The sequence below is a fragment of the Lentisphaera marina genome (assembly GCF_028745505.1).
Lineage (GTDB): Bacteria > Verrucomicrobiota > Lentisphaeria > Lentisphaerales > Lentisphaeraceae > Lentisphaera > Lentisphaera marina.
The window spans coordinates 2001654-2024331 of the sequence record NZ_JAQZZL010000002.1 but is presented as its reverse complement, the minus strand read 5'-3'; the positions used below and the strand labels follow the sequence as shown (position 1 = coordinate 2024331).

Here is a 22678-nt window from a genome sequence, read left to right as displayed (position 1 = left end):
AGAAGTCTCTACCGTGTCGAATATGGGAGGGCTTGGTTGGAGGCGGGCAACTCTAGGTAGCTTTAAGCCGTTAGATTTAGAGATTTAATAGGGGTAGTAATTATGATAAAAAAATCCCCGGTAAAAACCGAGGATTTTTTTAATGAAGTAAAAGTAAGTTTTACTTACGAGAAATAGCAGAAGCTCTTAAGTACTCGCGGTTCATGCGAGCAATATTTTCAACTGAAATTTCTTTAGGGCAGGCCGCTTCACACTCACTTTCGTTTGTGCAGTGACCAAAACCTTCTTCATCCATTTGAGCTACCATGTTGAGGGCGCGCTCTGTACGTTCAACTTGTCCTTGTGGGAGAAGAGCTAGCTGTGATACTTTAGCAGAAGTAAAGAGGCTTGCTGAAGCGTTCTTACAAGCTGCTACACAAGCGCCACAGCCGATGCAAGTAGCTGCGTCCATTGCGAGATCCGCATTCTCTTTAGGTACGGGTATCGCGTGAGCATCAGGAGCTGAGCCAGTTTTGATGGAAGTATACCCACCAGATTGGATGATGCGGTCAAAAGAAGAGCGATCAACTCTTAAGTCACGAACAACTGGGAAGGCAGCTGAACGCCAAGGCTCAATGAAGATAGTCTCGCCATCGCTAAACTCACGCATGTGAAGCTGACAAGTTGTTGTTGCTTTAGCAGGACCGTGGGGCTGACCATTGATATAGAGCGAGCACATACCGCAAATACCTTCGCGACAGTCGTGATCAAATACAACGGGAGCTTTACCGCTGCGTTCTAGTTGGTCGTTGAGTGTATCGAGCATTTCTAGGAAAGAAATTTCGGTTGAAATACCTTCCATTTCGTGAGTTTCGATGAAACCTTTCTCTGAGCGAGATTTTTGACGCCAGATTTTAAGAGTAAGCTTGAGTAGTTTTCCGTTAGAGCTCATTATTTATAACTCCTTTGTGATGGTATGCAGTGTTTGAATTCGAGTTCTTCAATGTGTCGTTCAGGTTCATTGTCGGCTCCCTTAAATTCCCAAGCAGCTACGTGCTGGAAGTTTTCATCGTCACGCTTGGCTTCATTATCTTCAGTCTGAGATTCTTCACGGAAGTGACCGCCACAAGATTCTTCACGAGCAAGAGCATCGCGACCCATGAGTTCACCGAGTTCAAGGAAGTCAGCTACACGACCAGCTTTTTCTAGTGTGATATTTAAATCAGCATTTTCGCCAACAACTGAAACATCGGACCAAAATTCTTTGCGAAGTTCTGAGGTATCTTTAACTAGTTTTTCGAGGCCAGCTTTGTTACGAGCCATACCACAGTATTCCCACATCATTTTACCAAGGCGCTTGTGGATGTCATCCACTGATTGCTTACCATTAATATCGAGAAGTTTTTGATTAGTTTCTTTTACCGCTTTTTCAGCAGCTTCGAACTCAGGCATGTCAGTGCTAACTTTTTCTTGCTTGTTGGAACCGAGGTAGTTAGATACTGTGTAAGGAGCTACGAAGTAACCATCTGAAAGTCCCTGCATGAGTGCAGATGCGCCAAGACGGTTAGCACCATGATCTGAGAAGTTGGCTTCGCCGAGAACGAAGAGGCCTTCGAGGTTAGACATGAGATTGTAGTCAACCCATAGTCCGCCCATTGTGTAGTGAATAGCTGGGTAAATTTTCATTGGTACGTCGTAAGGTGAGTCAGCTGTAATACACTGATACATATCAAAGAGGTTACCATAACGAGCTTTAATAGCTTCGTAACCGTCACGTTCAATTGCAGCACTGAAGTCAAGGAATACGGCTTCGCCAGTTTCGTTCACGCCAAGGCCGTTGTCACATTCGAGTTTTGCACCGCGAGATGCTACATCACGTGGAACAAGGTTGCCGAAAGCAGGGTAGCGTTCTTCTAGATAATAGTAACGATCAGCATCAGCAATATCTTTGGCAGTTTTTGTGCCTTTACGAATGGCTTCTACATCTTCTTTTTTACGTGGAACCCAAACGCGACCATCGTTACGTAGTGATTCGGACATCAAAGTGAGTTTGGATTGATTCTCACCGTGTACAGGAATACAAGTTGGGTGGATTTGAGTGTAACATGGGTTAGCGAAGTATGCGCCACGTTTGTGTGCACGCCATGCTGCTGTTACGTTTGAGCCCATTGCGTTCGTAGAAAGGAAGAAAACATTACCATATCCACCAGTGCATAATAGAACCACGTCAGCAGCGTGACGATCAATGCTACCTGAGTGTAGATTACGAGTTATAATACCTTTAGCTTTTCCGTCAACCATAACGAGGTCAAGCATCTCTGTCCTAGTGTGCATAGTAACTTGGCCAGATTTGATTTGACGGCTTAATGCACTGTAAGCACCGAGGAGAAGCTGTTGGCCAGTTTGGCCTTTAGCGTAAAAAGTACGTGAAACCTGAGCACCACCGAATGAACGGTTGGCGAGGTAGCCTGAGTATTCGCGAGCAAATGGAACACCTTGTGCAACGCATTGGTTAATTATGTTACCAGAGACTTCTGCTAGACGGTGAACGTTAGCTTCTCGAGCACGGTAGTCGCCACCTTTTACTGTGTCGTAGAAAAGTCTGTGAACACTGTCGCCATCATTGGGGTATGATTTCGAAGAGTTGATTCCACCCTGTGCAGCAATTGAGTGAGCGCGACGTGGGCTGTCTTGAATACAGAAGCAATCAACGTTATAGCCCATTTCTGCGAGTGATGCCGCTGCAGATGAACCAGCAAGGCCAGAGCCAACCACAATTGCTTTGAATTTACGGCGGTTAGCTGGGTTGACCAGCTTCATGTTGAATTTGTGTTGTTCCCAAAGTGTCTTTAGGTCGCCTTCAGGGACATTTCCGTTGAGTTTCATACTAGTGTTCTCCTGGGCAGCATGGTGTTGACGAACAATCTACGGGGTTAATGAAACCGAAGTAGATAGGGAAGATTGAATAACCAATAGCAAAAATTAGAGCAAGAGCTAAAGATGTTTTTTTGATTAATGGTGTGTAACGCGGGTGGTTGAGACCAAGTGTTTGAAATGCACTCTGGAAGCCGTGTTTAAGGTGAAAACCAAGAAGTACCATTGATGCAATATAGTAAGCCGAGTAAAGTTTGTTGGCGAATAGTTCAACAACTGTTCTGTAGAGGTCGCGTGTTGCGGGAGCCGCAGCAGTTGGCTCTAGAGCGTGCTCAGTGCCGAACTTAAATGTTACGAGGTGAACAATTAAGAAAACCAAGATAATGCCACCAGTGTGAACCATGAAACGTGATGAAAGGTTACTTTCGCCATGAGTTTTACGGACGACGTAATCCGATCCACGTGCAGCAGAACTGATCATTTTCGTGCGGATGGCGCAAAAAATGTGAGTCACGAAAAGGGCGAGGAGGCCAAACTCAGCAGCCCAAAGAACGGGACCCAAAGATGTGAGTTTGTAGGCGTATTCATTGAAGGCTTCAGGGCCACCAATTGTGGGGAGAAGCAGGAAGTTACCGGCAAGGTGTGTTACTAGGAAGCCTGTGAGAAGGAGGCCCGTAGCAGCCATAAGGACTTTCATCCCTATGGTAGATGAGATAAATCTGCACTTGCATTTGCTCATTTTTTTTCTCTTTATTTAATTCATATTAAGTCGCGCTCAAATATGTGTCATACGTGGTTTATTTCAACATGGAACAATACCGAATTTGTAAAAAATAAGCTTAAAGTTACACAAGCTTCCTGTTTTTTTTTATCCGTAAGTATACAGTTAAGGAGATAATATAAACCAAAGCGATTTTTGATAGCATGATACTAGTTGATAACAAGATTTTTTTTATACAGCTTGAGGGTGATTTAGGCTTACAGGAGCTTGAAGCTTTACAATTAGAGCTTGCGGTAGGTTTTGATGCATTTGGGGAATGGGAGCAGATGACTCTCGATCTCTTTAATGCAGGTTCCTTGTGTAGTGCCGCTTTTGGCTACATTAAATTTTTGTTTAAAATGTGCGAGGAGCGCGATTGTCAATTTATGGTAATCGGATGCTCAGACGAGACATTATCACGTCTGGAGTTATTTCGCCTCAATCAACAGTTTCCCATAGGTATCAATAAAAGTAGTGCAGAGTTAGCCGCAGAAAAAAAATAAGCTTAATGGCTAGTGTTCGAGAAAGATATGCTTATTTTTTCGGAGTTCCTGTGGGAAGGTTTAATTTCACGTATTTGCTTATCGATAAAGGTAAAACCATTTTTTGTGTTTATTAAGCGCAAATCATCCGAGTGATTAAAAAAGAGTTTCAAACCATTACTTAGAGTAAGTTCTGTGCCGTTTTCATTGGCTCTAGTTTTAGCATTTTTATCTATTTTTAGGTCTACTTGGAATTTTCCAGAGATCAGTTCTTGGGAAGTGTTTTTAAAACGCCAGTTTAACTCGAGAGCATTTTCTTTGAGTTCAAACGAACGATTGACGCTAAGTTTAGGGCTTAGATGAAAAGTGCGAGAAACAATTGATTCCTCGTCGTCAATATTAGAACTCTTGCTGGAGCGGAAGTTTTTTGCTGGATAAGGGAAAGTCTCCTGGATATAATAGAAGGCATGTTTACCATCAAAAGTGGCTTTGGCTATATGGCCGCCATTTGTTTTGTTGTAGATGATTTTTAGCTTATCCTGCTTGATAAGTAATTCGTTTTCACTTAAATCTTCTACTTCGGTTTTTGTGATACACGAAAAGCAAAAGAGAGAGCTAAATAACGTCAGCCAAAGTTTGTTCATTCATTTTCTCCAAAAAAGCGTTAAGTCCAGAATACATTAAGCCAGCAAGTCTGCAGCTATCTATGATGGGGCAGGTGTTTTTTTCTTTATTAAAGCACTGAACCAAGTCTAAGTCAGGTTCAATATCCTTAATTATGTTGCCGATTCGCATTTCTTCCGCAGGTGCAGCCAGAGTAAACCCGCCACCATAGCGGCCGCGCTTCACACTCAAATAACCTTTCTTCTTTAAAGTATTGACGATTTGGGTGACGTTAGCTTGGGTGATGTTGTAGACCTTGGCAACTTCTGTGGAAGTCGTCAGTGTATCCTTGTTTCTTGCGGCATGGAGTAAAATGCGTAATGCATAGTCGGTCTTTAAATTTAATCTCATAGAATCTCTATATTTTTTCGAACTATAATTTGAATGTGAGCAAATACAATTTAATATTAAACTTAACTTAAATATTCATGTTTAAGTATACATCACTTTATTTAGAAGGAAAATGATATGGCACTTTCACAAGAAACAATTGATATAGTAAAAGCTACTGCACCAGTCGTAGGCGAGAACGCCGAAAAAATAACGAGTAGATTTTATCCCATAATGTTCGAACGTTACCCTATGGTAAAAGAATTTTTCAACCAAAGTCACCAACGAGAAGGCTTGCAGCAAAAAGCTTTAGCAAATGCGGTTGTGGCCTATGCCTTGAATATTGAAAATTTAGGAGCCTTGGGCGGAGCTGTGGAAGGTATTACAGAAAGGCATGCCTCATTAAATGTACAGCCAGAGCATTATCCGATTGTGGGAGAGTGTTTACTTGCGGCAATCGCAGAAGTGTTAGGTGATGCAGTGACTCCTGAGATTGCGAACGCTTGGGGCGAAGCTTATGGCTTTCTTGCAGAGATTTTAATTGGCGTAGAAAAAACAAAGTATCAAAAAACTGCAGATAAAGCGGGCGGTTGGAATGGGTATAAGTCATTTAAAGTGATCAAAAAAGTCAAAGAGTCTGCTAGCGTGACATCTTTTTACTTTGCAGCAGAAGATGGATCACCAATAATTTCCTACGATTCAGGGCAATATATTAGTATGAAACTTGACCTTGGTGAAGAGCAGAAGTCGGTAAGGAACTATTCTTTGTCATCTTGGGGCGGGAAATATCTAAGGATTTCAGTGAAAAAAGACGGCGCATTCTCGACACACTTGCATGATAAAGTTAATGAAGGCGACTGTGTCGAACTCAATGCACCCTATGGTGTTTTCAAACTTTCTCCTGGAGAAGGGGCGGTAGTTCTTGTGTCCGGCGGTGTAGGTGTTACGCCCATGCTGAGTATGTTAAGTCAGCTCAGTAAAAATGAATCTAAGCGCCAAGTCTCTTTTTTGCATGGAACTCAAAACAAAGATGAGCTTGCTTTTGAGGATGAAATTAAATCACTCACGAAGGCGGATAACTTCTCCTATGAATTTAGTTTCTCAGATGAAGGTAAAAAAATTACTCTCGCGGATTTACAAAAAGCCGCTAATGATGTTAAAGAAACAGATTTTTATATTTGTGGTCCCGCAGCAATGATGAAATCACTTTATAGTGAATTAAAATCTTGGGGCGTTGCCGAAGAAAATATTCATTATGAATACTTTGGTCCTAGTGGATCATTAACTTAGTTTTTAAGCTTAAACCAAGTTAAAGCCGAGGCTCCTCAGTCTTGGCTTTTTTTGTGCTCAAACCTTGGAGATCTTTTAGGAAAAGAAATAAACAGCAAATGAAAGCTAAGAAAGTACCTGCACCAAGGCTGAGGTAAAATTCTGTAGAGCCTTGAAAGTGTTCCACCAAAAAGTAGCAGCCTATACCTTGGAATAGGAAAACAGATCCCAGAGTAAACGGCAGCGGTCGCGCTGGAGTTGAGAGCCCTTGGAAGGAAAAGTTGATCATAATACAGAGAGGAATGAAAATCACTTGGAGCATGGCGTATTTGAAGTATTGAGCACCCTCAATAAAAATTTCATCTTTTTGTGTAAAGCAAGCAAACCAAAGTTCACTCTTGAAGAACATAAAGATAGCTAATATAGTCGTGATGGAAAGTAAAGCTTTGAGTGAAAGCATAAAGCTTTCTCTGATGCGAGCATAGTTATTTCGTCCTAAATTTGCGCTAATAATAATCATATTGGCTGCGCAAATAGGAATTGCTAACATGATGAGGAATTGTTCAAAGCGTTTGGATAATGAGTAAGCATCAAGTGTTGCGGGGCTTAAATTTGCTAAGATAGACTGAGAGATGCCAATAGTGAAATTGGTGCATGCTGGAACTAAAGCGGCGATGAAGCTCGTGGAGATAATACGCTTGAAAATCAGCTTTTTTTCTAGTGGGTCAATAGATGAAGTGCATTTTTTCAAACCTTGTCGTTCATGAAAGAAGTCTAAAGCAAGTAGGAGGGTCATGAGGCTATAGGCCACCACTGTAGATAAAGCAGCGCCTTTGATTCCGAGATCTAAAAAAAGTGATGAATACCAAGCACCACTCGAACTGTAGCAAAATAGGGGGGTTAAGAGCGCATTTAGGATCATGGAGAAGAGGCTGTAGATCATAGGGCGAACCGCGTTGCCAGTGCCACGCATAGCAGAAGCTAAGACGGCTCCAACACCCATAATGGGAAATGGCAGGAAGTACCAAAAGCAATAGGTGTAGGAAAGTTCAATGATTTCGGGGTGATTCATGAGCTGTTGTTCGAGGAGTTGGCGACCACCGATGATCACAAGTAAGCTGATTATAGCCGAGATGACAATGGAGAGCCAAATGCCAAATTTAAGACCTGTGGCGGTATGGGAGTGTTTGTCTGAGCTCGAATAGGCTGCGATGGCCGCACTGACGCCAGTGCCTAAGCCACCGTAAATTATAGAGCTGGAAAATGTGATTAGGGGAAAAGAGATGTCTATAGCTGTAAGTTCTGCATCGCCTAATTTTGCAATATACCAAGCATCTAACCATGAAAAGCAAATAGCGGTAAACATCATGATGAACATGGGGACTGCAATGGATGATAAAGCCTTTAGTACCGACCCTTCAATTAGAATTTGTTTGTTCTTCATCAATTTCACGCAAAAGCTTTATTACAGATTCGCTGAACTTACTACAGTTCGCATGATTTTGTAGCACAGAGACAATGACAATTGAACCATTTTCTGTTTTGTAATAACCACTCAGAGCACGAGTATCGCGCAGTGTTCCGGTTTTGCCCCAGAAACGCTTTTTCGGTAATTGATTTTTATTGCTGTTCGAAAGGGTACCTTCTTCTCCTGAGATAGCCATGGATTGATGCCATATTTCACTGTGCTTGGAATGGTGCATGTACCTAAGTAGAGAGCAGATGTCTTCGCAAGAACTTTTATTTAAGCGGTCGAGACCAGATCCGTCCGTCAATTGAGTGTGTTTGAGTTGAAGCTTATTCTTTAGGGGTTTTAGGCACTGATCAATCGATGAGTTCTTTTGCGATTTTCGCAGATGGAGAGCGAGTAGTTCCGCTCGAAAATTATCGCTAAAGCGTAGGCTCGAAGTGATGAGTTCTTGAGTGGTGATGGGATCAGCGAATTGTCCAATCAGTTGCGGATTGCGCAAAGGTTTTTTACTCTGTTTAGCAATGAAGAGACCAAGTTTTCTTAGTTCTTTTACAAGGATGTCATATGTCCAATTAGAACCTTCTAAACGCCAGAAGTCTTCGGAGTCTTGATTTGGATTGTAGAAGATTTGTGAATCTGTACGGCTTTGATACTCAATTGTCTTACAAGCAGATAGCTTAAAAGAGCTTTGTGATTCAGGAGTGATTTCTAGTTCACCATCTAAGATAGCTAGATCTAAGGTGTTTTCATTGATGGAGATAAAAGATACGCAGGGGTAATCCTTCAATGGGCTCAAGAATTCTGCTTCGCAATAGAGATGGAGTGAGTCGAAATTTTGGATACCCGTTTTTAAAATGGCCTCAGCAATTTGCTTGAAAGCATGATCGAGTCGAGACTTATCTCTATAACGTGCGGAAAAAAATAGATTGCCGTGAAAGTTGATTTGGAGTTTTTTATCCTCGTAAACTACGTCCAAAGCAGGAGCGGGACTTTCTGTGGCCTCAAAATTTTCTAATGCCAGAGCACAAGTGAAAAGCTTGGTGTTTGAAGCCGGTCTCATCACTTCAGATGGAGAAAGAGAGAGTAACTCTTTCCCATCTAAAGTAGTGACACAATAACTTAGCATATACCGCTTTGTGGATACCTACTGAGTTTAGCTTTCTTCAGTGAATTTATCTAAAGAATTGGCTAGGTTTTTACACTTGGGGTAACCAGAGCAGGCATAGAAAGGTCCGCGTTTCCCAGCTTTTTTTACGATAGGAGAGTCACATTTTGGACATTTTACATCTGTTTTTTCTTCGCCACCAGAACTCGCTGAATCTAAGCCCTCAGGGAAAAGCTCCGCAGGGATTTTCTCTTTATAACGACCAACGCATTTTTTGAGTGCTGCTAATTGACGGGGAGTTAAGGAACCTTTGTTAGCAAAGTTACTTGATAAGGATTCGTAAAAACTTTTGTCGTCGTAAGTCATGCGGCCACGTTTTGTTGGTGCATTCCATTCAGTAACACTAGAGAGTGCCTTGAGTAGGGCGGTGATCTCTTTGCTTTCTTCCGGATCAATAACAGCTTCTTCTGGTATCTCAAGTTTGAGCTCAGCTGCTTTGGCTTCAAAATTCTCTACTTGTTTTTGATACTTTAAAACCATTTTCTTTAGTGCATTAATCTGATTGATACTGAGGTTTCTTCCTGCTTCACTTTGAGTTTTAAGTGATTTGTAGAAATTGGCCTCATTAAATGCGCGGCGTCCCTTGGCGGGCTTTTGTGGTTCTTCAAAAGTCACATTTTCGAGTAAGGCTAGCAATTCAGTAGCATTGCTCTCGGTATTGATTTTCTTTTCTTCTTCAGCTTTGGCAATGACTTCATTAAGTTCGCTATCGAAACCCATTTCTTCAGCTTTTGCTTTGAGTCCCGGCATAACAGTCTCGTATCTGAGCAAGACTTTTAGAAGTGTTTGCCATTGCTTTTCAGATAGAGCTTTATCTTCTTCTAGGCTTTCGCGAATAGATCCGATGAACTCTTCATCACTAAAGGCACTTTTACCTTTACCCGTTGGTGCTTGGTAAGTGATTTCTTGAGGGATTGTTTCGATGACGGCAGCAAAAATACTTCTGTCGGGAGCACCGGCAGTTTTTGCATCTTCTAACCAATTAGTGAAGCCAGAGTAAAAATCGCCAAGCATAGTCGTCCACTCTAGATCACCATGTTCAACTTTATCCAGTAACTCTTCCATATGAGCTGTGAAAGAGACCTCGAATAAAGATGGAAGAGTGCTTACTAAGAAATCACAGCTCTCCATGCCTTTGTCAGAAGGGTTGAGTCGTCCTTTGTCTTTGAAAACGTATTCACGATCTTGGATAGTTCGGATAATGGAAGCGTAAGTAGATGGGCGACCAACACCATTGGCTTCGAGTTCTTTAACCAAGGTAGCCTCAGAAAATCTGGGAGGAGGCTCAGTGAAGTGTTGCTTTGGTAATAAGGCTAAGAGGTCGCAAATTTCACCTTTTTTCAACTGAGGTAAGATAACGTCTTTGCTTTCGCCATCTTTGCTACCGTCATCGGAGAAGTTATATACTTTCATGAAACCTTCAAAAATAAGTACAGAGCCTGTGATTTTAAACAGGTATTCATGGCTCAAGCCAATATTTTCAGGAAGGAAGGTGATGCTATCTTGACGGTAAAGAGCGGGAACCATTTGACTGGCCACAAAGCGTTTCCAAATCAGAGTGTAAAGCTTTAATTCATCATCATTGAGGTAGGGAGCCATCTTTTTAGGTGTACGATTGACATCAGTTGGGCGAATGGCTTCGTGAGCACCCTGAGCAGAATTTTTGGATTTGTAGAAGTTTGGCTTGCTCGGAGAGAATTCACTACCGTATATATTGTTGACAAAGTCGATAGCTGCATTTTGAGCTTCTTTGGCAATGGAAACGGAGTCAGTTCTCATATAAGTGATTAAACCCGCCGTGCCTTCGCTACCGAGGTCGCGACCTTCATAGAGCTTTTGCGCGAGTGACATGGTACGACTGGGGCTAAAACGTAAGTTAGAGCTCGCAGCTTGTTGTAGAGTACTTGTTATGAATGGTGGAGCAGGTCGCTTTTGGCGATCTTTTGATTCGATGTCTTTGACTCGGAATTGACTGCCTTCTAATTCACTGACAATTTTTGCAGAGCTTTCTTCGTTGGGGATATGTGGCTTTTTGCCATCAATTTTATCAAGTCTACTGAGGAAAGAAGTGGCATCTTCAGCTTGATTCTTGAGTTCTGCTTGCAAACTCCAGTATTCTTCAGGAGTGAAAGCTCTAATGGCTTTTTCGCGTTCGCAAATAAGGCGCAGTGCTACTGTTTGTACACGGCCCGCACTACGAGCATTTCTTTTCCATAATAAGGGACTGACTTTGTATCCAACGAGGCGGTCGAGGATTCGTCTGGCTTGCTGGGCGTCGACACGGTCCATGTCAACATCGTGGGCTTTGTCAAAGGCGCTTTTAATCGCAGACTTAGTGATTTCGTTAAAAGTAACTCGTTTGAATTCGGCTTTACTCTGTTTTTTTAGGATTTCATAGAGGTGCCAAGCAATAGCTTCTCCTTCGCGGTCCGGGTCCGGAGCAAGGTAAATGTTTTCGCAGTTTTTAGCAGAGCTTTTAAGCTCAGCAATAACTTTCTTTTTATCGGCACTCACCTGGTATTCAGGCTCAAAGTTATTTTCGGGATTCACACCGAGTTTACGTTGAGGCAAATCGCGGACATGACCGAAAGATGCTTTGACTTCAAAATCTTTACCTAGAATTTTTTCAATTGTTTTCGCTTTTGCAGGCGATTCCACAATTACTAAATTTTTTTTACCCATATTGCCTTCACTTTGTAAGTTCGTACTTTCTTCCGGGGAGCAGTCTGATTAATTTCTGTGTTTCTAAACGTAGCAAACAGGCTAAAACTTGCCCTACCGCTAGCTCAGATAATTCACAGATTTTGTCCACATGGACTTCTCCGGATTTTAGAATTCCCATAATCCTTTGCTCGTTTTTGTCTAATTGCAAGTCGATTTCTTCAAACAAGGGCTTTTCATTACTCTGTTTTTTTACGCTTTTTCTATTTACGCCAAGCTCAAGATTGAATTCTTCGTAAATGTCTTTAAAACTCTCAGTTAGAGTTGCACCTAATTTTAAGAGTTTGTGGCAACCTCTTGATTGCGGGTAGTCAACACGGCCTGGAACGGCAAAGACAGAGCGTCCATAATCTAAAGCTTGATTGGCGGTTATGAGGGACCCACTATTTAGTCCTGCTTCGACAACGAGTACAGAACGAGAGAGTGCTGCAATGATTCGATTGCGCATGGGAAAAGTTCGTCTATCAGGAGGAAATAAAATAGGGTATTCACTGATGATGGCACCATGTTCACAGATGTCCCTAGCCAATTTTAAATTATCTTTGGGGTAAATTTGTCCGATGCCACCTCCGAGAACAGCAATCGTGGGTCGTTTCAGCTGAACTGCGCTCTGATGTGCTGAGGTGTCAATGCCAAGAGCTAGACCAGAAACGACCGTCCAAGAAGCTAAGCTAGCATCAGTAGCGATGGATTTTGCCATGTTTATTCCGTAGTTAGAGGGGCGACGGGTGCCAACTATAGCAATGTTGCGTTCATAATGCTGTAAAATATCAGGATTGCCTCTTATGTAGAGTACGATAGGCGCGTCGTCAATAGCACGAAGACTTTCAGGGTAGTAGCTATGCTTGCGATTGATGATTTTGATGCCGGCCAGTTGACTGCGTTTGTATTCTTCTCCAGGATCATAGTTTTTCTCGTAATAGAGAATTTCTTTAGCGACTTGCTTTCCGACCCCAGGGCATTTTAATAAATCTTTTTCTGAGGCCTTAAAAATATTATCTGGGTTCTTGAAATGTTTGATTAGTTTATTGTATGTACGGGGACCTAAACCTGGTAACATATTTAGGCATATGTCTTGAACTAATTCATTGTCCATAATTATCCTCCAAAAGCTTACTTATTAAGTAATGAGACGACTTTTTGAAAAGCAAGTGTTTTGTTTTTAATGTTTCAATATTTATAGCTGTTAATTTTATAACATCTTAATTTGTGATAAATACTTTATTGATAAGTGTTTAAAATGATTTATTAATAGCTTTTTAATTAATCTGTAAGTCTTTATTTATAATAGATTTACGCCTTTTCTAGAGTTGGTTTGTCGAGGTCTCTGTGTGCTGTTTTATTGGAGTTGTTGTGTGGGGTTACAAGGACTTATATATTTTAGTATAAAGAAAATTTACGCTTAATAAATAAGGTCTTATGTATGAGGTAGTAGTTATGAAACAAGAAAAAATTAATAAACATTTCTCAATTTTTGAAGTTTTAGTTGTTCTGTCAATATTATCAATTTTAGCTTCATTGATATTTAGTAGTTTTGGTTTTGCGAGAGATGAAGCCAAGCGTACCCAGTGCTTGAACAATTTAAGACAAATTCAAAGTATTGTTGAAGTTTTTAAAAAAGATCATAGAGCGACGCCGAGTGCTGAGCATAAGTATGATTTTCGCTTTGCTCAGAATTATGTTGATGAGTCGAGTTTAGCCATTTTTCGTTGTCCAGGTGATAAATTAGAACTTGTTAATACAGATCTTGAAGAGGCTTGGTTCTTTCCAGTGTTGAATTACGGAACATCTTACGAATACATTCCTTCGAAAAAAGATGCTGAAAATGATCCAGAAGACGATTTTAGTGGGATTTATGAATTTATGATGATCTACGATAAAGATGCTCGATTCCATAATGGACGTTTTAATGTTGTATACCTTCATGGGATGGATAATAATAATGGTGGGATAGCCAGAACAGAAAACCATAAACCAGGAATTACTCCTCCAAGAGTTACAGGCGACCCCGAAGGTGAAGATGATCCCGAAGGCGAAGGTAGAAATAATCATGGGCATGGTAATAATGAAGATGGAGTTGATATGTCCAATCCAGGTAAAGCTCCAAAGACCGATGGAGATAAAAGCGTAGATGACGAAAGGAATACTGGTCGAGGCAATATCAACGATGAAGAGTTCGATGATTATGTTGATGCAGTAAATAATGGTCAAAGTAAGAAGTAGGACAAAGTTTAATAGCTTTTGAACTATAATTTACCTAAGTGTTTGGTAGTTAGTATTTTTTGTATACTTTAAAAGTACAGTAAAACGCAAGATGATGAGTGTTTTTTAAGTTTTTTGGCCAATAAATCATCTTTTTGTTAAAAATATATTAATTAAGTGCTTGTCTTGAAGTTCTTCTAGCTCTTACATTATAGAAGTGCATCATCCTGTGTGCTTAAGAAATTAAGATAAATTATATATAAATATAAAAGGAGAGTCCTTATGAAGACGCCAAAATTGTGCAAATACTTCTCTATTGTGGAAGTGGTTGTAGTTTCAGCAGTTATCGCCATACTCGCTTCCTTGATTATGAGTGCTAGTAGCTCTATTCGTGAAGCTGGTAAAAAAACTACTTGTTTAAATAACCTCAAGCAGATTCAAGCTGTGTATGAAGCTTATAGAAAAGATCATCGTAAAAGCCCAGAAGGTGATAAAGATAATCATGATGACTTTTCTTTTGCTAAAGATTATGTAGATATGAGTGATCTAGATATGTTTGTTTGTCCAGGTGATGAGGCAGTTAGCCAGCTTACTTCTTATGCTGATCTAGTAGGTGGAACATCATATCACTATGTGCCTGCTACCGCTAATAATAGTTCTTACCGTAAAGACGGCTATGAATTAGCTAGCACCGAAGAAGTTGATCTTGAATCATTAGAGCTTGTTTTTGTAGATAGAGATAATGGTAATCATAATGGCAATAGAAATATTGTTTATCTCCATGGTTCTGGCAATAGTAAGTCAGGTATTGCTCAGACTGTTACAGTAGTTCCGCCAGGTACATTTATTAAAGAGGTTGTTTTGGCTGACAAAGCTTCAGTTACTAAAGAAGTTGTTGAAGAAGGGCCTGTTTCTCAGCCAGTTGAAGAAAAAACTTTTGTCGACGGTGAAAGTGCTTTTGATGATTACATCAATTCAGTTAATGCTGATACAGACATGACGCTTGAAGAGTATTTAGCTAACGCAAAAAAGAGTGAAGTTAAGAAGTGGGAAGATGTTATTTATACAGAATCTGATTCAAGCGCTTTTGAAGGTGGTTATACAACAGAAGCAATCACGGGAACTTTAGTTGAAGGTAAAAGTTCGGATCCTCAAGTGTCTGCTATTTATAGTACAGATGGTTTAGTGATTACTGCTTATTCTGATGCTGACCTTATCAATGTAGTGCTTGAGTATTCTGATGGCGCAATAGAAAAATTTGAAGGCCTGCCTGGAACACAAGTAACTGTTTGGGGTACTGGAGATAATGAAGGTAAAATTATTGCTAATGTTTGGATTCGTGCTGGCGAAAATACTAGTGGAGACGGTCCTGATTTTGGTGAATATCTCAGATTAGATATTACTGGTAATAATGGTTGGGGTAATGGTGACCAGACAGCTACAGGTAATAGTTTAGAAAATAACAATGCTGAAAATGATACCGATGGTCAAACACATCAAATTCACGGAGAAGCTAATCCAAATTAATTTTAATTAGTTTTCCATCCCAATCATAATAAGCTCTGCCTCGGCAGGGCTTTTTTGTTTTTGTAGACTTGAATTTTATTAAAGTAGCTTAAAAAACTTAAATACTCATTTGAATCCATTGCCTTATCTAGAAAAATTAAAAAAAGATTAAAAAAAGCTAGTAAAATACTTGCGTGGCTCTTGAGTCTGAGATTTAAATGTTTTAGATTAAAATATGTGTTTAGGCATATTTCGTTGAAAACTAAGATAAATTATATATAAAATGTAGGAGAGTCCTTATGAAGACGCTGAAGAAAAGCAAACGCTTCTCAATTGTGGAAGTCATTGTCGTTTGTGCAGTTGTAGCAATTCTTGCTTCCTTGATTATGAGTGCAAGTAGCTCAGTTCGTGAAGCGGGTAGAAAAACAACCTGTTTAAATAACCTCAAACAAATTCAATCTATTTACGAAGCTTACAGAAAGGACCACAGAAAAGCTCCAGCTGGAGACCTAGTCAATCATGATGACTTCTCATTTGCAGAAGATTATGTTAGTGAATCTGATCTTGGAACATTTATTTGTCCTGGTGACAATAGCAATCAATTAGTGTCGATAGGATTGAACGGTTTAGATGGTTATACATCTTATTCTTATATTCCCACGGAGGCATATGTTGAGCCAGTAACAGGTTTTGTTCCCGGTGACTATGAAGTGGCAAGTAATGATAGAGTCGCCTTGGGTTCTTTAAAGTTAGTAGCTTTTGATAATAATGATGGTAACCACAAAGGTAATAGAAATATTGTTTACTTTAACGGTTCAGGAAACAGTAAGTCAGGTATCGCACAGACTTTAAAAGCGGGATCTTTTGATTTTGCTGAGCTTGCCTCCAACAACAATGCAAACGAAGATGAAGAAAACGCATCAAACGAAGATGAAGAAAACGCATCAAACGAAGATGAAGAAAACGCATCAAACGAAGATGAAGAAAACGCATCAAACGAAGATGAAGGAAAAACTCTTTTAGAAGAAGCTCAAGAAGAATTAGAGGCTCGTGAAGATGAGTTGACAGAAGCATCAACAGAGGCAGAAGAAGCAGAAGAGGCCGCTAGGGAAGCAGAAGAGGCACAAGAAGCAGCTAAACAAGAAGATGTGGCTAAGCAAGAAGAAGCTACAGAAGCTCAAGAAAATAAAAATGATGCTGAAGAAGAGTTGGCTAAAGCAGAAGAGGCTCTAGAGCAAGCTAAAGAAGCGCTAGAAAATGGTCCGCAAGGCTACGACAGTGAAAATGTGACATTGCCCGAAGATAATAAAGGTAATGAAATCATCGTCAATACTGATGTCAGAGTGACATTCGAATTGTTAGGATCTGGGTTTTCATCAAATTCCATTTATTCTGATGTCTCAGTTGGAGGCGATACTTACAAATGGCAAAATGAGGATGGTGAAAATCACTCACAACACGTTGTAGGTGTAGAGGGTTTGACACTTGATTTAGATGTTGAAACGGGTTTGACGATTGCGATAAATGGCAGAAGCTCATATTATGACTCATCTAACCTCCAGGGTAAGAGTAACTTGATGGTGTATCGAGATGGTGATGAGGCGACAAGTGTTGGTGGTTACAATGGACAGGATTCTGTAAAAACATTCCTCTCTGATTACATTGACAAGGATGGTAATGTGACAATTGGTGCAGACCAAGTAATTTTTCTTATGGAACTAGGTACGACTAATAAAAGCAAATCATATTATGATATGCAGGATTTAGTTGTTCTGGCCACATTTGAAATTGTGTCTACGAAAGAAGATGTAGCAGATTTAGAAAAGCAAGTTCAAGAGATTAAAGAAGCGCTTGTCACAGCGACGACTGATGCTGATAATGCTGCAAAGGCAGCTGCGGAGGCAGCAGAGGCAGCTGCAAAAGCAGAGCTAGCTGCTGAAGCCGCAGTAGCAGCAGAAGCTGCCGCTAAAAAAGCTCTTGAAGAAGCTGAAGAGGCTGTACTTGCGGCTGAAGAGAAAGAGGCTATGTGTCAAAAAGATAAATCTTCAAAAAACGAAAATAATGGTTTTGGTAATGGTGATCAAGATGCGCCAGGGAATAGCTTAGAAAACAATAATGCAGAAAATGCTCAAGGCGATGAGTCCAACTCTGAGGAAGAAGTTAACTCTTCCAAAAATCAAAACAATGGCTTTGGTAATGGTGATCAAGATGCCCCAGGTAATAGCTTAGAAAATAATAATGCAGAGAATGCCCAAGGTAATAATGGGAATACTAACCCTAATTCTGTAGAGGTAGACAATTCTGCAGAGATTGCTCAGTTAGAGGCTAAAATAGTCGATTTAAGAGCCGAATATGAGGAGGCGGTTTCAAAAGGTCAAAGCAAGAAGGCTGCAAGAAAGCTTGAAAGAATACAAGAAAAACAAGCTGAGCTTGCTGAGCTTCAGTAGAATATAATAATAGCTATAGGAACCCCCTTAGGATTTGGTCCTGAGGGGGTTTCTATTTATTTGACTAGGCTTACTGCGATCATTGTGAAATCAAGGAGAAAGCAGATTTACATTGTGTTGTGATGATGTAATTACAGGCTGTGCAGACCTTGCCTAGCTTAAGTTAATGGTCTTTATGTATTATTATTCAATTTAACTGAAATTGCGAGGCCCTAGTTGTTGTTCATAAGCTTAAACTAGATATACCTTTAAAAGGTATTTAGAATTTTGGAGAAATTATGAGAAGTAAGAAAAACTCATTTACATTAATAGAGATGATGATGGTCTTAGGGATTGTTGCTATTTTATTTGGTATTGGGACAGCGGTATTTACCATTGCAACAGGGAAATCAGAGATTGCCAAGGCTAAAAGTGAGATTGCTCAGTTGAAGGCAGCAGTTGAAATGTATTACGATCGTTGGGGGCAGTATCCCTTGGCGAGTGGAGCCGACGTTAATGAGGAGTTTAATTTTGGTGAATGGTTATCTAAAGTTGCTGCGGATAATAATTTAGATAACAATTGGACAGGGAAGCGTCCAATGTTTATTAAATTTAATGAGCAGGGCTATGATGTTAGTAATGTTAACTATGATGAAGATGGAGCTTCCAGTACCGTAGTGAATGACCCCTGGGGGACTCCTTATGGCTATTCCTATCACAATGCAACAAATAGTTTTATAATTTACTCTGTGGGAACTTTCGACGATATAGATGGGGATTTGAGTGCGTCTTGGAATGCTAACGAATGGCAGTTTAGTGATGATTCTAATGGGCCATTTGCAGCTCAAGAAGCACAGGATGTTGGAATTATTTCTAGTCATTTAAAATAGTTTTGATGTAGGAGGAGCGGGATGCGTTGGTCATTGGCGCGAAAGCGCATGTATGAAGCCTGCCCGCGGCGCTATAAATATCATTATTTAGAAAGTCTCTATGCCTTTGATAAGGATAGGGACTTTTTTTCTAGGCGTTTATATGATAGGCGCCATGAAAAGAGCTTGGAAGAGATCTTTATTTCTGTGAGTCAAGACTTCTTGCCGCTGGTGTTTTGCGATGCTCGCAGAAGTAGCAAAGTAAACGAGGTCTTGGATTTGTCTTGTTCAAGAGAGCTTATGGGCTATCCAGAAGGAGATCGAGAGGGTTTAGAGTTTTTGCTTTATCCGCGCTTTGGCAGCTTGATTGAGTCTTTGCTGAAATTAGATGAGTTTTCCTGGTTGGTGCCAGTTAAAGATGTGCTGCTTTGTAATGAGTTTTTGAAATTCGAAACAGATGAAGTGGAAGTTGATATTTTTGTTTCTTTAGCGTGGCGAATCAAAGGTGAGCTTAATATTTTGAGAGTTCAGCATAATAGGCTTAATGTAGATGAGGAAGCAATTGCCTTAGAGGCTTTGGCGTTTAATAAGCAATTTGGTCAGGATCTGGAAGGGATTGTTTTCTGGAATTTACTAATTAAAGATGAATCTTGTGTAATTTTGAAGTCAAAGCTTGATTTAGAAAAGCTTTTTGATGTGCGAGAAATGATTATGCAGACAAGAAGCTTGTTGAATAATACTCAAAATGATTTTCCATTCACAGAAAATATGGCATTATGTCAGAAGTGTAAGTACTTATCGCTTTGTGAAAGATATGAATGAGAATAAAAGTTAGGTTTTTTTGTGAACAGTATACAAGAAATATATAAGAAAGTAGAGAGACGTGAGAGGATTAGTGAGCTCGAAGCAATTCAGCTTTATGAAGAGGCTGATTTGGCGGTTTTGCAAAAGTTAGCTAATCAGATTCGCAAAGATAAACATCAAGACAAAACTTTTTATAATAGAAATATCCACTTTGAGCCAACTAATAAATGTGTCTATGCCTGTAAATTCTGTAGCTTTGCTCGCAAAGCAAAGGCAACTGAAGAGGAGGGGGCTTGGGATTACGGTATTGATGAACTCAAGGTTCAATTAGATAAATATCCAGTGGGAGCTTTGACCGAAGTTCATATTACCGGCGGAGTTCATCCCGACCGTGGGGTTGAATTTGGTGAAGAATTAGTTGCCTTTATCAAAAAAGTAAGACCTGAAATACACGTCAAAGCTTTTACAGCGGTAGAGGTGACATGGATGGCTAAAGTTAGCAAATTGAGTGTACGAGAGACTTTGACTCGTTTGAAAAAGGCGGGTTTAGATTCTTTGCCAGGTGGTGGTGCCGAAATATTTGATTCATCAATTAGACGAAAGATTGCCGGTGGCAAAGCGCCAGCCGATCGTTGGTTAGAAGTGCACGGTGAAGCCCATCGAGTTGGTTTATCTTCAAATGCAACGATGCTTTATGGTCACATAGAGGAATACTCGCATCGCGTTGATCACATGTCGCGGTTGCGTCAATTACAGGATGAGACACAGGGTTTTAATTCTTTTATTCCACTTCGTTATCGCAATGAAAATAATAGTATGAGTAACTTGAAAGAAGTCAGCTTAGAAGAGGATATGAGAAACTTCGCCATCGCGAGGATTTTCTTGGATAATATTCCCCATCTAAAAGCTTATTGGGTCATGCTCGGGGTAGAGGAAGCTTTTAAGGCCTTGGACTATGGTGTCGACGATATGGACGGCACTGTTGACGATAGTACAAAGATTTATTCGATGGCAGGTTCGATAGAGAACCCAGCGCTTAGCCGAGATTACTTGACTAAAAGAATAGCTGAAAGTGGCTATAGAGCGGTAGAAAGAAACTCTGTTTACGAAGAAATTTAAGTTTATTTACAGTTTTGTCCTAAGTAGGGCTCTCCTAGGCTTAGTTGCCCTTGATTTAAGAGGTATTTTAAAACATACTTTTTCAAATTAGAAATGAATCCTAGGAGCGACCATGAATAGCAAAGAGAAATTTTCGAAAATTCACTTTGTTTCCCTTCTCGCCATTATAGCCTCACTCGTACTCACATCATCTTTATATGCCTTAAAGTTGTGGTACCCAATAGAGATTTTTTCCAGCTTTATTTATTTAGGAGCTTTTGGACTCCTGGTTGGTGCTATTGCATGGCAAAGTAACAGGCTGGAGGCGAAACTCAAAGAATATAGTGCTCAAGCCAAGAGTGTGTCTGGTGATGCCTTGTTCGAAGAAGAGGAAGGGACTGATTTAGCTTTTGCAAAAAGATCACTCATGTTTTTTGAGCGTTATGTGGTTTCTCTCTTTTGTTTTGGCGTTGGGGTTGGAACTCTAATTGCCGTATACTATTTTTGGTCAAGACTTAGCATTAGCCCTGATGCCTCTTTGAGCAAAAGAGGAGCTAATGCGGCAGCCATGACTATGGGGCTTGCAGCAGGCTATTTCATATTTGCTTCTTATGCCGGTGGAGTTTCTCGGGATGTTAAAAGCTCAAAACTTCGAGCTTTATCTGGATGGTTTTATTGTTCGGCCATCATGCTTTTTATTCTTGGGGTGTTTGAGATTGCCTCCTCTTTAGATCTTTTTGATTATAGGGAGCAGGTCAACTATGTATTTGTGATCACTCTTACTATCTTGGCTTTAGAAATGATCATGGGTGTTATCATGGAGTCATTTCGACCTCGCCACAGTGAAGAAGAGAGGGCCTTTTTGCTAGAGAGTCGTTTGTTGACTATCCTAACTAGTCCAGGTGGTTTAGCATCGAATATTGTTCACGTGATAGAGTATCAGACTGGTATTCGAGTTTCAGAAAATAGTTTTAATATCGTTTTCAAAAAAGTTCTATTGCCAATTGTTGCGGTTCAATTACTCTGGCTTTACCTCTTGACTACAATGGTGGAGATTAAGCCTGGTTACGCAGGGATACGAGAAAGCTTTGGTAAAGTGAGTCGAGATGCAAGTGGCGAAGTTGTTCAGTTGCAACCTGGATTGAATTTCAAATTGCCTTGGCCATTGGGTGAAATTTCAATTTACAATGTTGACAAATTAAGTACATTTACAGTGGGGCAAGTTAAATCAGCGTCGTCTGCTTTAGGAGCTCCTCCAATGGAAGAAGACGAGTATAAGATTTCGAATGAAGAAAAAGTACACGTTTGGGGACGCCAATCACATGGCGCTCACGATGAAGGCTTTGAAGATTTTAATTATTTAGCTTCTAATAGCAGAGCCCAAGGTGAAACGACCATGAGTATGCTCACTATTAAGATCCCTGTTCATTATCAAGTGAAAGATATATATAAGTATCTCTATAATTACAAAGATCCACAGTTAGTTTTACAGTCCCTAGCCGAACAAGAGTTGGTGTCTTACATATCTACAGCTGATTATCATAATTTTATGGGGAATAATCGAACTAAAGCAGCAGATTTACTAAAAGAGACCATCCAAGCAAAAGCCGATGCTATTAATCTTGGGGTCAACCTAGTATTTTTAGAAATCGAAGCTTCACACCCACCCGTAGACACAGTGTTGAGTCATGACCGCGTCATGGGAGCGGTTTACGAAAGTGAAGCCAATATTTTTTCAGCTCAAACTAAAGCAACGAGAGAGTTGAGTGTAGCGAAAAGTTATCAAGAGCAAATGCTTGAAGAAGCAGAGACCGAGAAGGTTCAGCGCATTGCTTTTGCCCGAGCACAATCAGAACGCTTTAGAATCCAGCAGAAAATATACGGAAAAGCTCCTGAGATTTTTAAGTTGGTCTCATACTTAGATTTTATCGAACGTGATTTGAACGGTGTGCCTAAATACATTTTCAACTCACCTAAAGCCGCGAAAAATATCATTATCAATTTTGAAAATAATAAAAATATAGGCTTGCTCAAAAGCCTGAGTGTAGAAGAGGATTAA

Annotated in this window: 18 protein-coding genes; 9 read left to right on the top strand and 9 right to left on the bottom strand. The window is 40.3% G+C overall.

Going from position 1 to position 22678, the window contains the following annotated elements:
• Positions 1 to 160: 160 nt before the first annotated feature.
• Genes PQO01_RS19300 through PQO01_RS19290 form a run of 3 tightly spaced genes read right to left on the bottom strand, consistent with a single transcriptional unit; the run spans position 161 to position 3592 of the window.
• Positions 161 to 931, bottom strand: a complete 771-nt coding sequence (locus PQO01_RS19300) for a succinate dehydrogenase/fumarate reductase iron-sulfur subunit (RefSeq protein ID WP_274315866.1) — start codon at positions 929 to 931, stop codon at positions 161 to 163.
• Entirely contained in the window at positions 931 to 2865 is a 1935-nt protein-coding gene (locus tag PQO01_RS19295) for a fumarate reductase/succinate dehydrogenase flavoprotein subunit (RefSeq protein WP_274315865.1), read from the bottom strand. Before PQO01_RS19295 ends, PQO01_RS19300 begins: the two co-directional genes overlap by 1 nt.
• 1 nt (position 2866) lies before the next feature.
• Positions 2867 to 3592 carry a succinate dehydrogenase cytochrome b subunit gene (locus PQO01_RS19290; RefSeq protein WP_274315864.1) on the bottom strand — a complete coding sequence of 242 codons (726 nt, stop codon included), beginning with the start codon at positions 3590 to 3592 and terminating at the stop codon, positions 2867 to 2869.
• Between the two features lie 185 nt (positions 3593 to 3777).
• On the opposite strand from PQO01_RS19290, the gene PQO01_RS19285 reads away from it, so the two are divergent.
• The gene (locus PQO01_RS19285) at positions 3778 to 4116 is read left to right on the top strand and encodes an STAS domain-containing protein (RefSeq protein ID WP_274315863.1); all 339 of its coding nucleotides are present in this window, start codon (positions 3778 to 3780) and stop codon (positions 4114 to 4116) included.
• A gap of 2 nt (positions 4117 to 4118) precedes the next feature.
• Here PQO01_RS19285 and PQO01_RS19280 read toward each other — a convergent pair whose 3' ends face one another.
• Together PQO01_RS19280 and PQO01_RS19275 are read right to left on the bottom strand one after the other, a co-directional pair.
• Positions 4119 to 4739, bottom strand: a complete 621-nt coding sequence (locus PQO01_RS19280; protein ID WP_274315862.1) for a hypothetical protein — start codon at positions 4737 to 4739, stop codon at positions 4119 to 4121.
• Positions 4711 to 5109: an RrF2 family transcriptional regulator gene (locus tag PQO01_RS19275; protein ID WP_274315861.1), complete on the bottom strand. Its 399-nt coding sequence runs from the start codon at positions 5107 to 5109 to the stop codon at positions 4711 to 4713. The genes PQO01_RS19280 and PQO01_RS19275 overlap by 29 nt, the downstream gene beginning before the upstream one ends.
• A 117-nt stretch (positions 5110 to 5226) precedes the next feature.
• Between PQO01_RS19275 and hmpA the strand changes: the two genes are divergently transcribed.
• The gene (gene hmpA, locus PQO01_RS19270; protein ID WP_274315860.1) at positions 5227 to 6378 is read left to right on the top strand and encodes an NO-inducible flavohemoprotein; all 1152 of its coding nucleotides are present in this window, start codon (positions 5227 to 5229) and stop codon (positions 6376 to 6378) included.
• Between the two features lie 19 nt (positions 6379 to 6397).
• Here hmpA and PQO01_RS19265 read toward each other — a convergent pair whose 3' ends face one another.
• From PQO01_RS19265 to dprA, 4 genes are read right to left on the bottom strand one after another with little or no spacing between them, the layout of a single operon-like run.
• Positions 6398 to 7801 carry an MATE family efflux transporter gene (locus PQO01_RS19265; protein ID WP_274315859.1) on the bottom strand — a complete coding sequence of 468 codons (1404 nt, stop codon included), beginning with the start codon at positions 7799 to 7801 and terminating at the stop codon, positions 6398 to 6400.
• Positions 7776 to 8954, bottom strand: a complete 1179-nt coding sequence (locus tag PQO01_RS19260; RefSeq protein ID WP_274315858.1) for a D-alanyl-D-alanine carboxypeptidase — start codon at positions 8952 to 8954, stop codon at positions 7776 to 7778. The genes PQO01_RS19265 and PQO01_RS19260 overlap by 26 nt, the downstream gene beginning before the upstream one ends.
• A gap of 27 nt (positions 8955 to 8981) precedes the next feature.
• Positions 8982 to 11675 carry a type I DNA topoisomerase gene (gene topA / locus PQO01_RS19255; protein ID WP_274315857.1) on the bottom strand — a complete coding sequence of 898 codons (2694 nt, stop codon included), beginning with the start codon at positions 11673 to 11675 and terminating at the stop codon, positions 8982 to 8984.
• A 7-nt stretch (positions 11676 to 11682) separates the two neighbouring features.
• Complete coding sequence (gene dprA / locus PQO01_RS19250; RefSeq protein WP_274315856.1) at positions 11683 to 12810, bottom strand: DNA-processing protein DprA; 1128 nt, start codon at positions 12808 to 12810, stop codon at positions 11683 to 11685.
• 341 nt (positions 12811 to 13151) lie between these two features.
• On the opposite strand from dprA, the gene PQO01_RS19245 reads away from it, so the two are divergent.
• The 7 genes from PQO01_RS19245 (at position 13152) to hflK (ending at position 22678) form a co-directional block, all read left to right on the top strand.
• Positions 13152 to 13937, top strand: a complete 786-nt coding sequence (locus PQO01_RS19245; protein WP_274315855.1) for a type II secretion system protein — start codon at positions 13152 to 13154, stop codon at positions 13935 to 13937.
• A gap of 261 nt (positions 13938 to 14198) precedes the next feature.
• The gene (locus PQO01_RS19240) at positions 14199 to 15443 is read left to right on the top strand and encodes a type II secretion system protein (protein ID WP_274315854.1); all 1245 of its coding nucleotides are present in this window, start codon (positions 14199 to 14201) and stop codon (positions 15441 to 15443) included.
• A gap of 278 nt (positions 15444 to 15721) precedes the next feature.
• On the top strand, positions 15722 to 17869 hold the full coding sequence (locus PQO01_RS19235; RefSeq protein ID WP_274315853.1) for a DUF1559 family PulG-like putative transporter: 2148 nt from the start codon (positions 15722 to 15724) through the stop codon (positions 17867 to 17869).
• 278 nt (positions 17870 to 18147) lie between these two features.
• Positions 18148 to 18738 (top strand): prepilin-type N-terminal cleavage/methylation domain-containing protein, encoded by a 591-nt coding sequence (locus tag PQO01_RS19230; RefSeq protein WP_274315852.1) that lies wholly within the window; start codon positions 18148 to 18150, stop codon positions 18736 to 18738.
• Between the two features lie 48 nt (positions 18739 to 18786).
• The gene (locus PQO01_RS19225; protein WP_274315851.1) at positions 18787 to 19539 is read left to right on the top strand and encodes a hypothetical protein; all 753 of its coding nucleotides are present in this window, start codon (positions 18787 to 18789) and stop codon (positions 19537 to 19539) included.
• A gap of 21 nt (positions 19540 to 19560) precedes the next feature.
• Positions 19561 to 20640 (top strand): aminofutalosine synthase MqnE, encoded by a 1080-nt coding sequence (gene mqnE / locus PQO01_RS19220; protein ID WP_274315850.1) that lies wholly within the window; start codon positions 19561 to 19563, stop codon positions 20638 to 20640.
• Between the two features lie 112 nt (positions 20641 to 20752).
• Positions 20753 to 22678 (top strand): protease modulator HflK, encoded by a 1926-nt coding sequence (gene hflK / locus PQO01_RS19215; protein WP_274315849.1) that lies wholly within the window; start codon positions 20753 to 20755, stop codon positions 22676 to 22678.

Bases quoted from the DNA above. Each gene is read 5' to 3' on its own strand.
- hflK (WP_274315849.1), top strand. From the start codon at position 20,753: ATGAATAGCAAAGAGAAATTTTCGAAAATTCACTTTGTTTCCCTTCTC.
- PQO01_RS19240 (WP_274315854.1), top strand. From the start codon at position 14,199: ATGAAGACGCCAAAATTGTGCAAATACTTCTCTATTGTGGAAGTGGTT.
- PQO01_RS19245 (WP_274315855.1), top strand. From the start codon at position 13,152: ATGAAACAAGAAAAAATTAATAAACATTTCTCAATTTTTGAAGTTTTA.
- PQO01_RS19235 (WP_274315853.1), top strand. From the start codon at position 15,722: ATGAAGACGCTGAAGAAAAGCAAACGCTTCTCAATTGTGGAAGTCATT.
- PQO01_RS19285 (WP_274315863.1), top strand. From the start codon at position 3,778: ATGATACTAGTTGATAACAAGATTTTTTTTATACAGCTTGAGGGTGAT.
- PQO01_RS19300 (WP_274315866.1), bottom strand. From the start codon at position 931: ATGAGCTCTAACGGAAAACTACTCAAGCTTACTCTTAAAATCTGGCGT.
- PQO01_RS19280 (WP_274315862.1), bottom strand. From the start codon at position 4,739: ATGAACAAACTTTGGCTGACGTTATTTAGCTCTCTCTTTTGCTTTTCG.
- PQO01_RS19265 (WP_274315859.1), bottom strand. From the start codon at position 7,801: ATGAAGAACAAACAAATTCTAATTGAAGGGTCGGTACTAAAGGCTTTA.
- topA (WP_274315857.1), bottom strand. From the start codon at position 11,675: ATGGGTAAAAAAAATTTAGTAATTGTGGAATCGCCTGCAAAAGCGAAA.
- PQO01_RS19275 (WP_274315861.1), bottom strand. From the start codon at position 5,109: ATGAGATTAAATTTAAAGACCGACTATGCATTACGCATTTTACTCCAT.
- hmpA (WP_274315860.1), top strand. From the start codon at position 5,227: ATGGCACTTTCACAAGAAACAATTGATATAGTAAAAGCTACTGCACCA.
- PQO01_RS19225 (WP_274315851.1), top strand. From the start codon at position 18,787: ATGTATGAAGCCTGCCCGCGGCGCTATAAATATCATTATTTAGAAAGT.
- PQO01_RS19260 (WP_274315858.1), bottom strand. From the start codon at position 8,954: ATGCTAAGTTATTGTGTCACTACTTTAGATGGGAAAGAGTTACTCTCT.
- PQO01_RS19230 (WP_274315852.1), top strand. From the start codon at position 18,148: ATGAGAAGTAAGAAAAACTCATTTACATTAATAGAGATGATGATGGTC.
- dprA (WP_274315856.1), bottom strand. From the start codon at position 12,810: ATGGACAATGAATTAGTTCAAGACATATGCCTAAATATGTTACCAGGT.
- PQO01_RS19295 (WP_274315865.1), bottom strand. From the start codon at position 2,865: ATGAAACTCAACGGAAATGTCCCTGAAGGCGACCTAAAGACACTTTGG.
- PQO01_RS19290 (WP_274315864.1), bottom strand. From the start codon at position 3,592: ATGAGCAAATGCAAGTGCAGATTTATCTCATCTACCATAGGGATGAAA.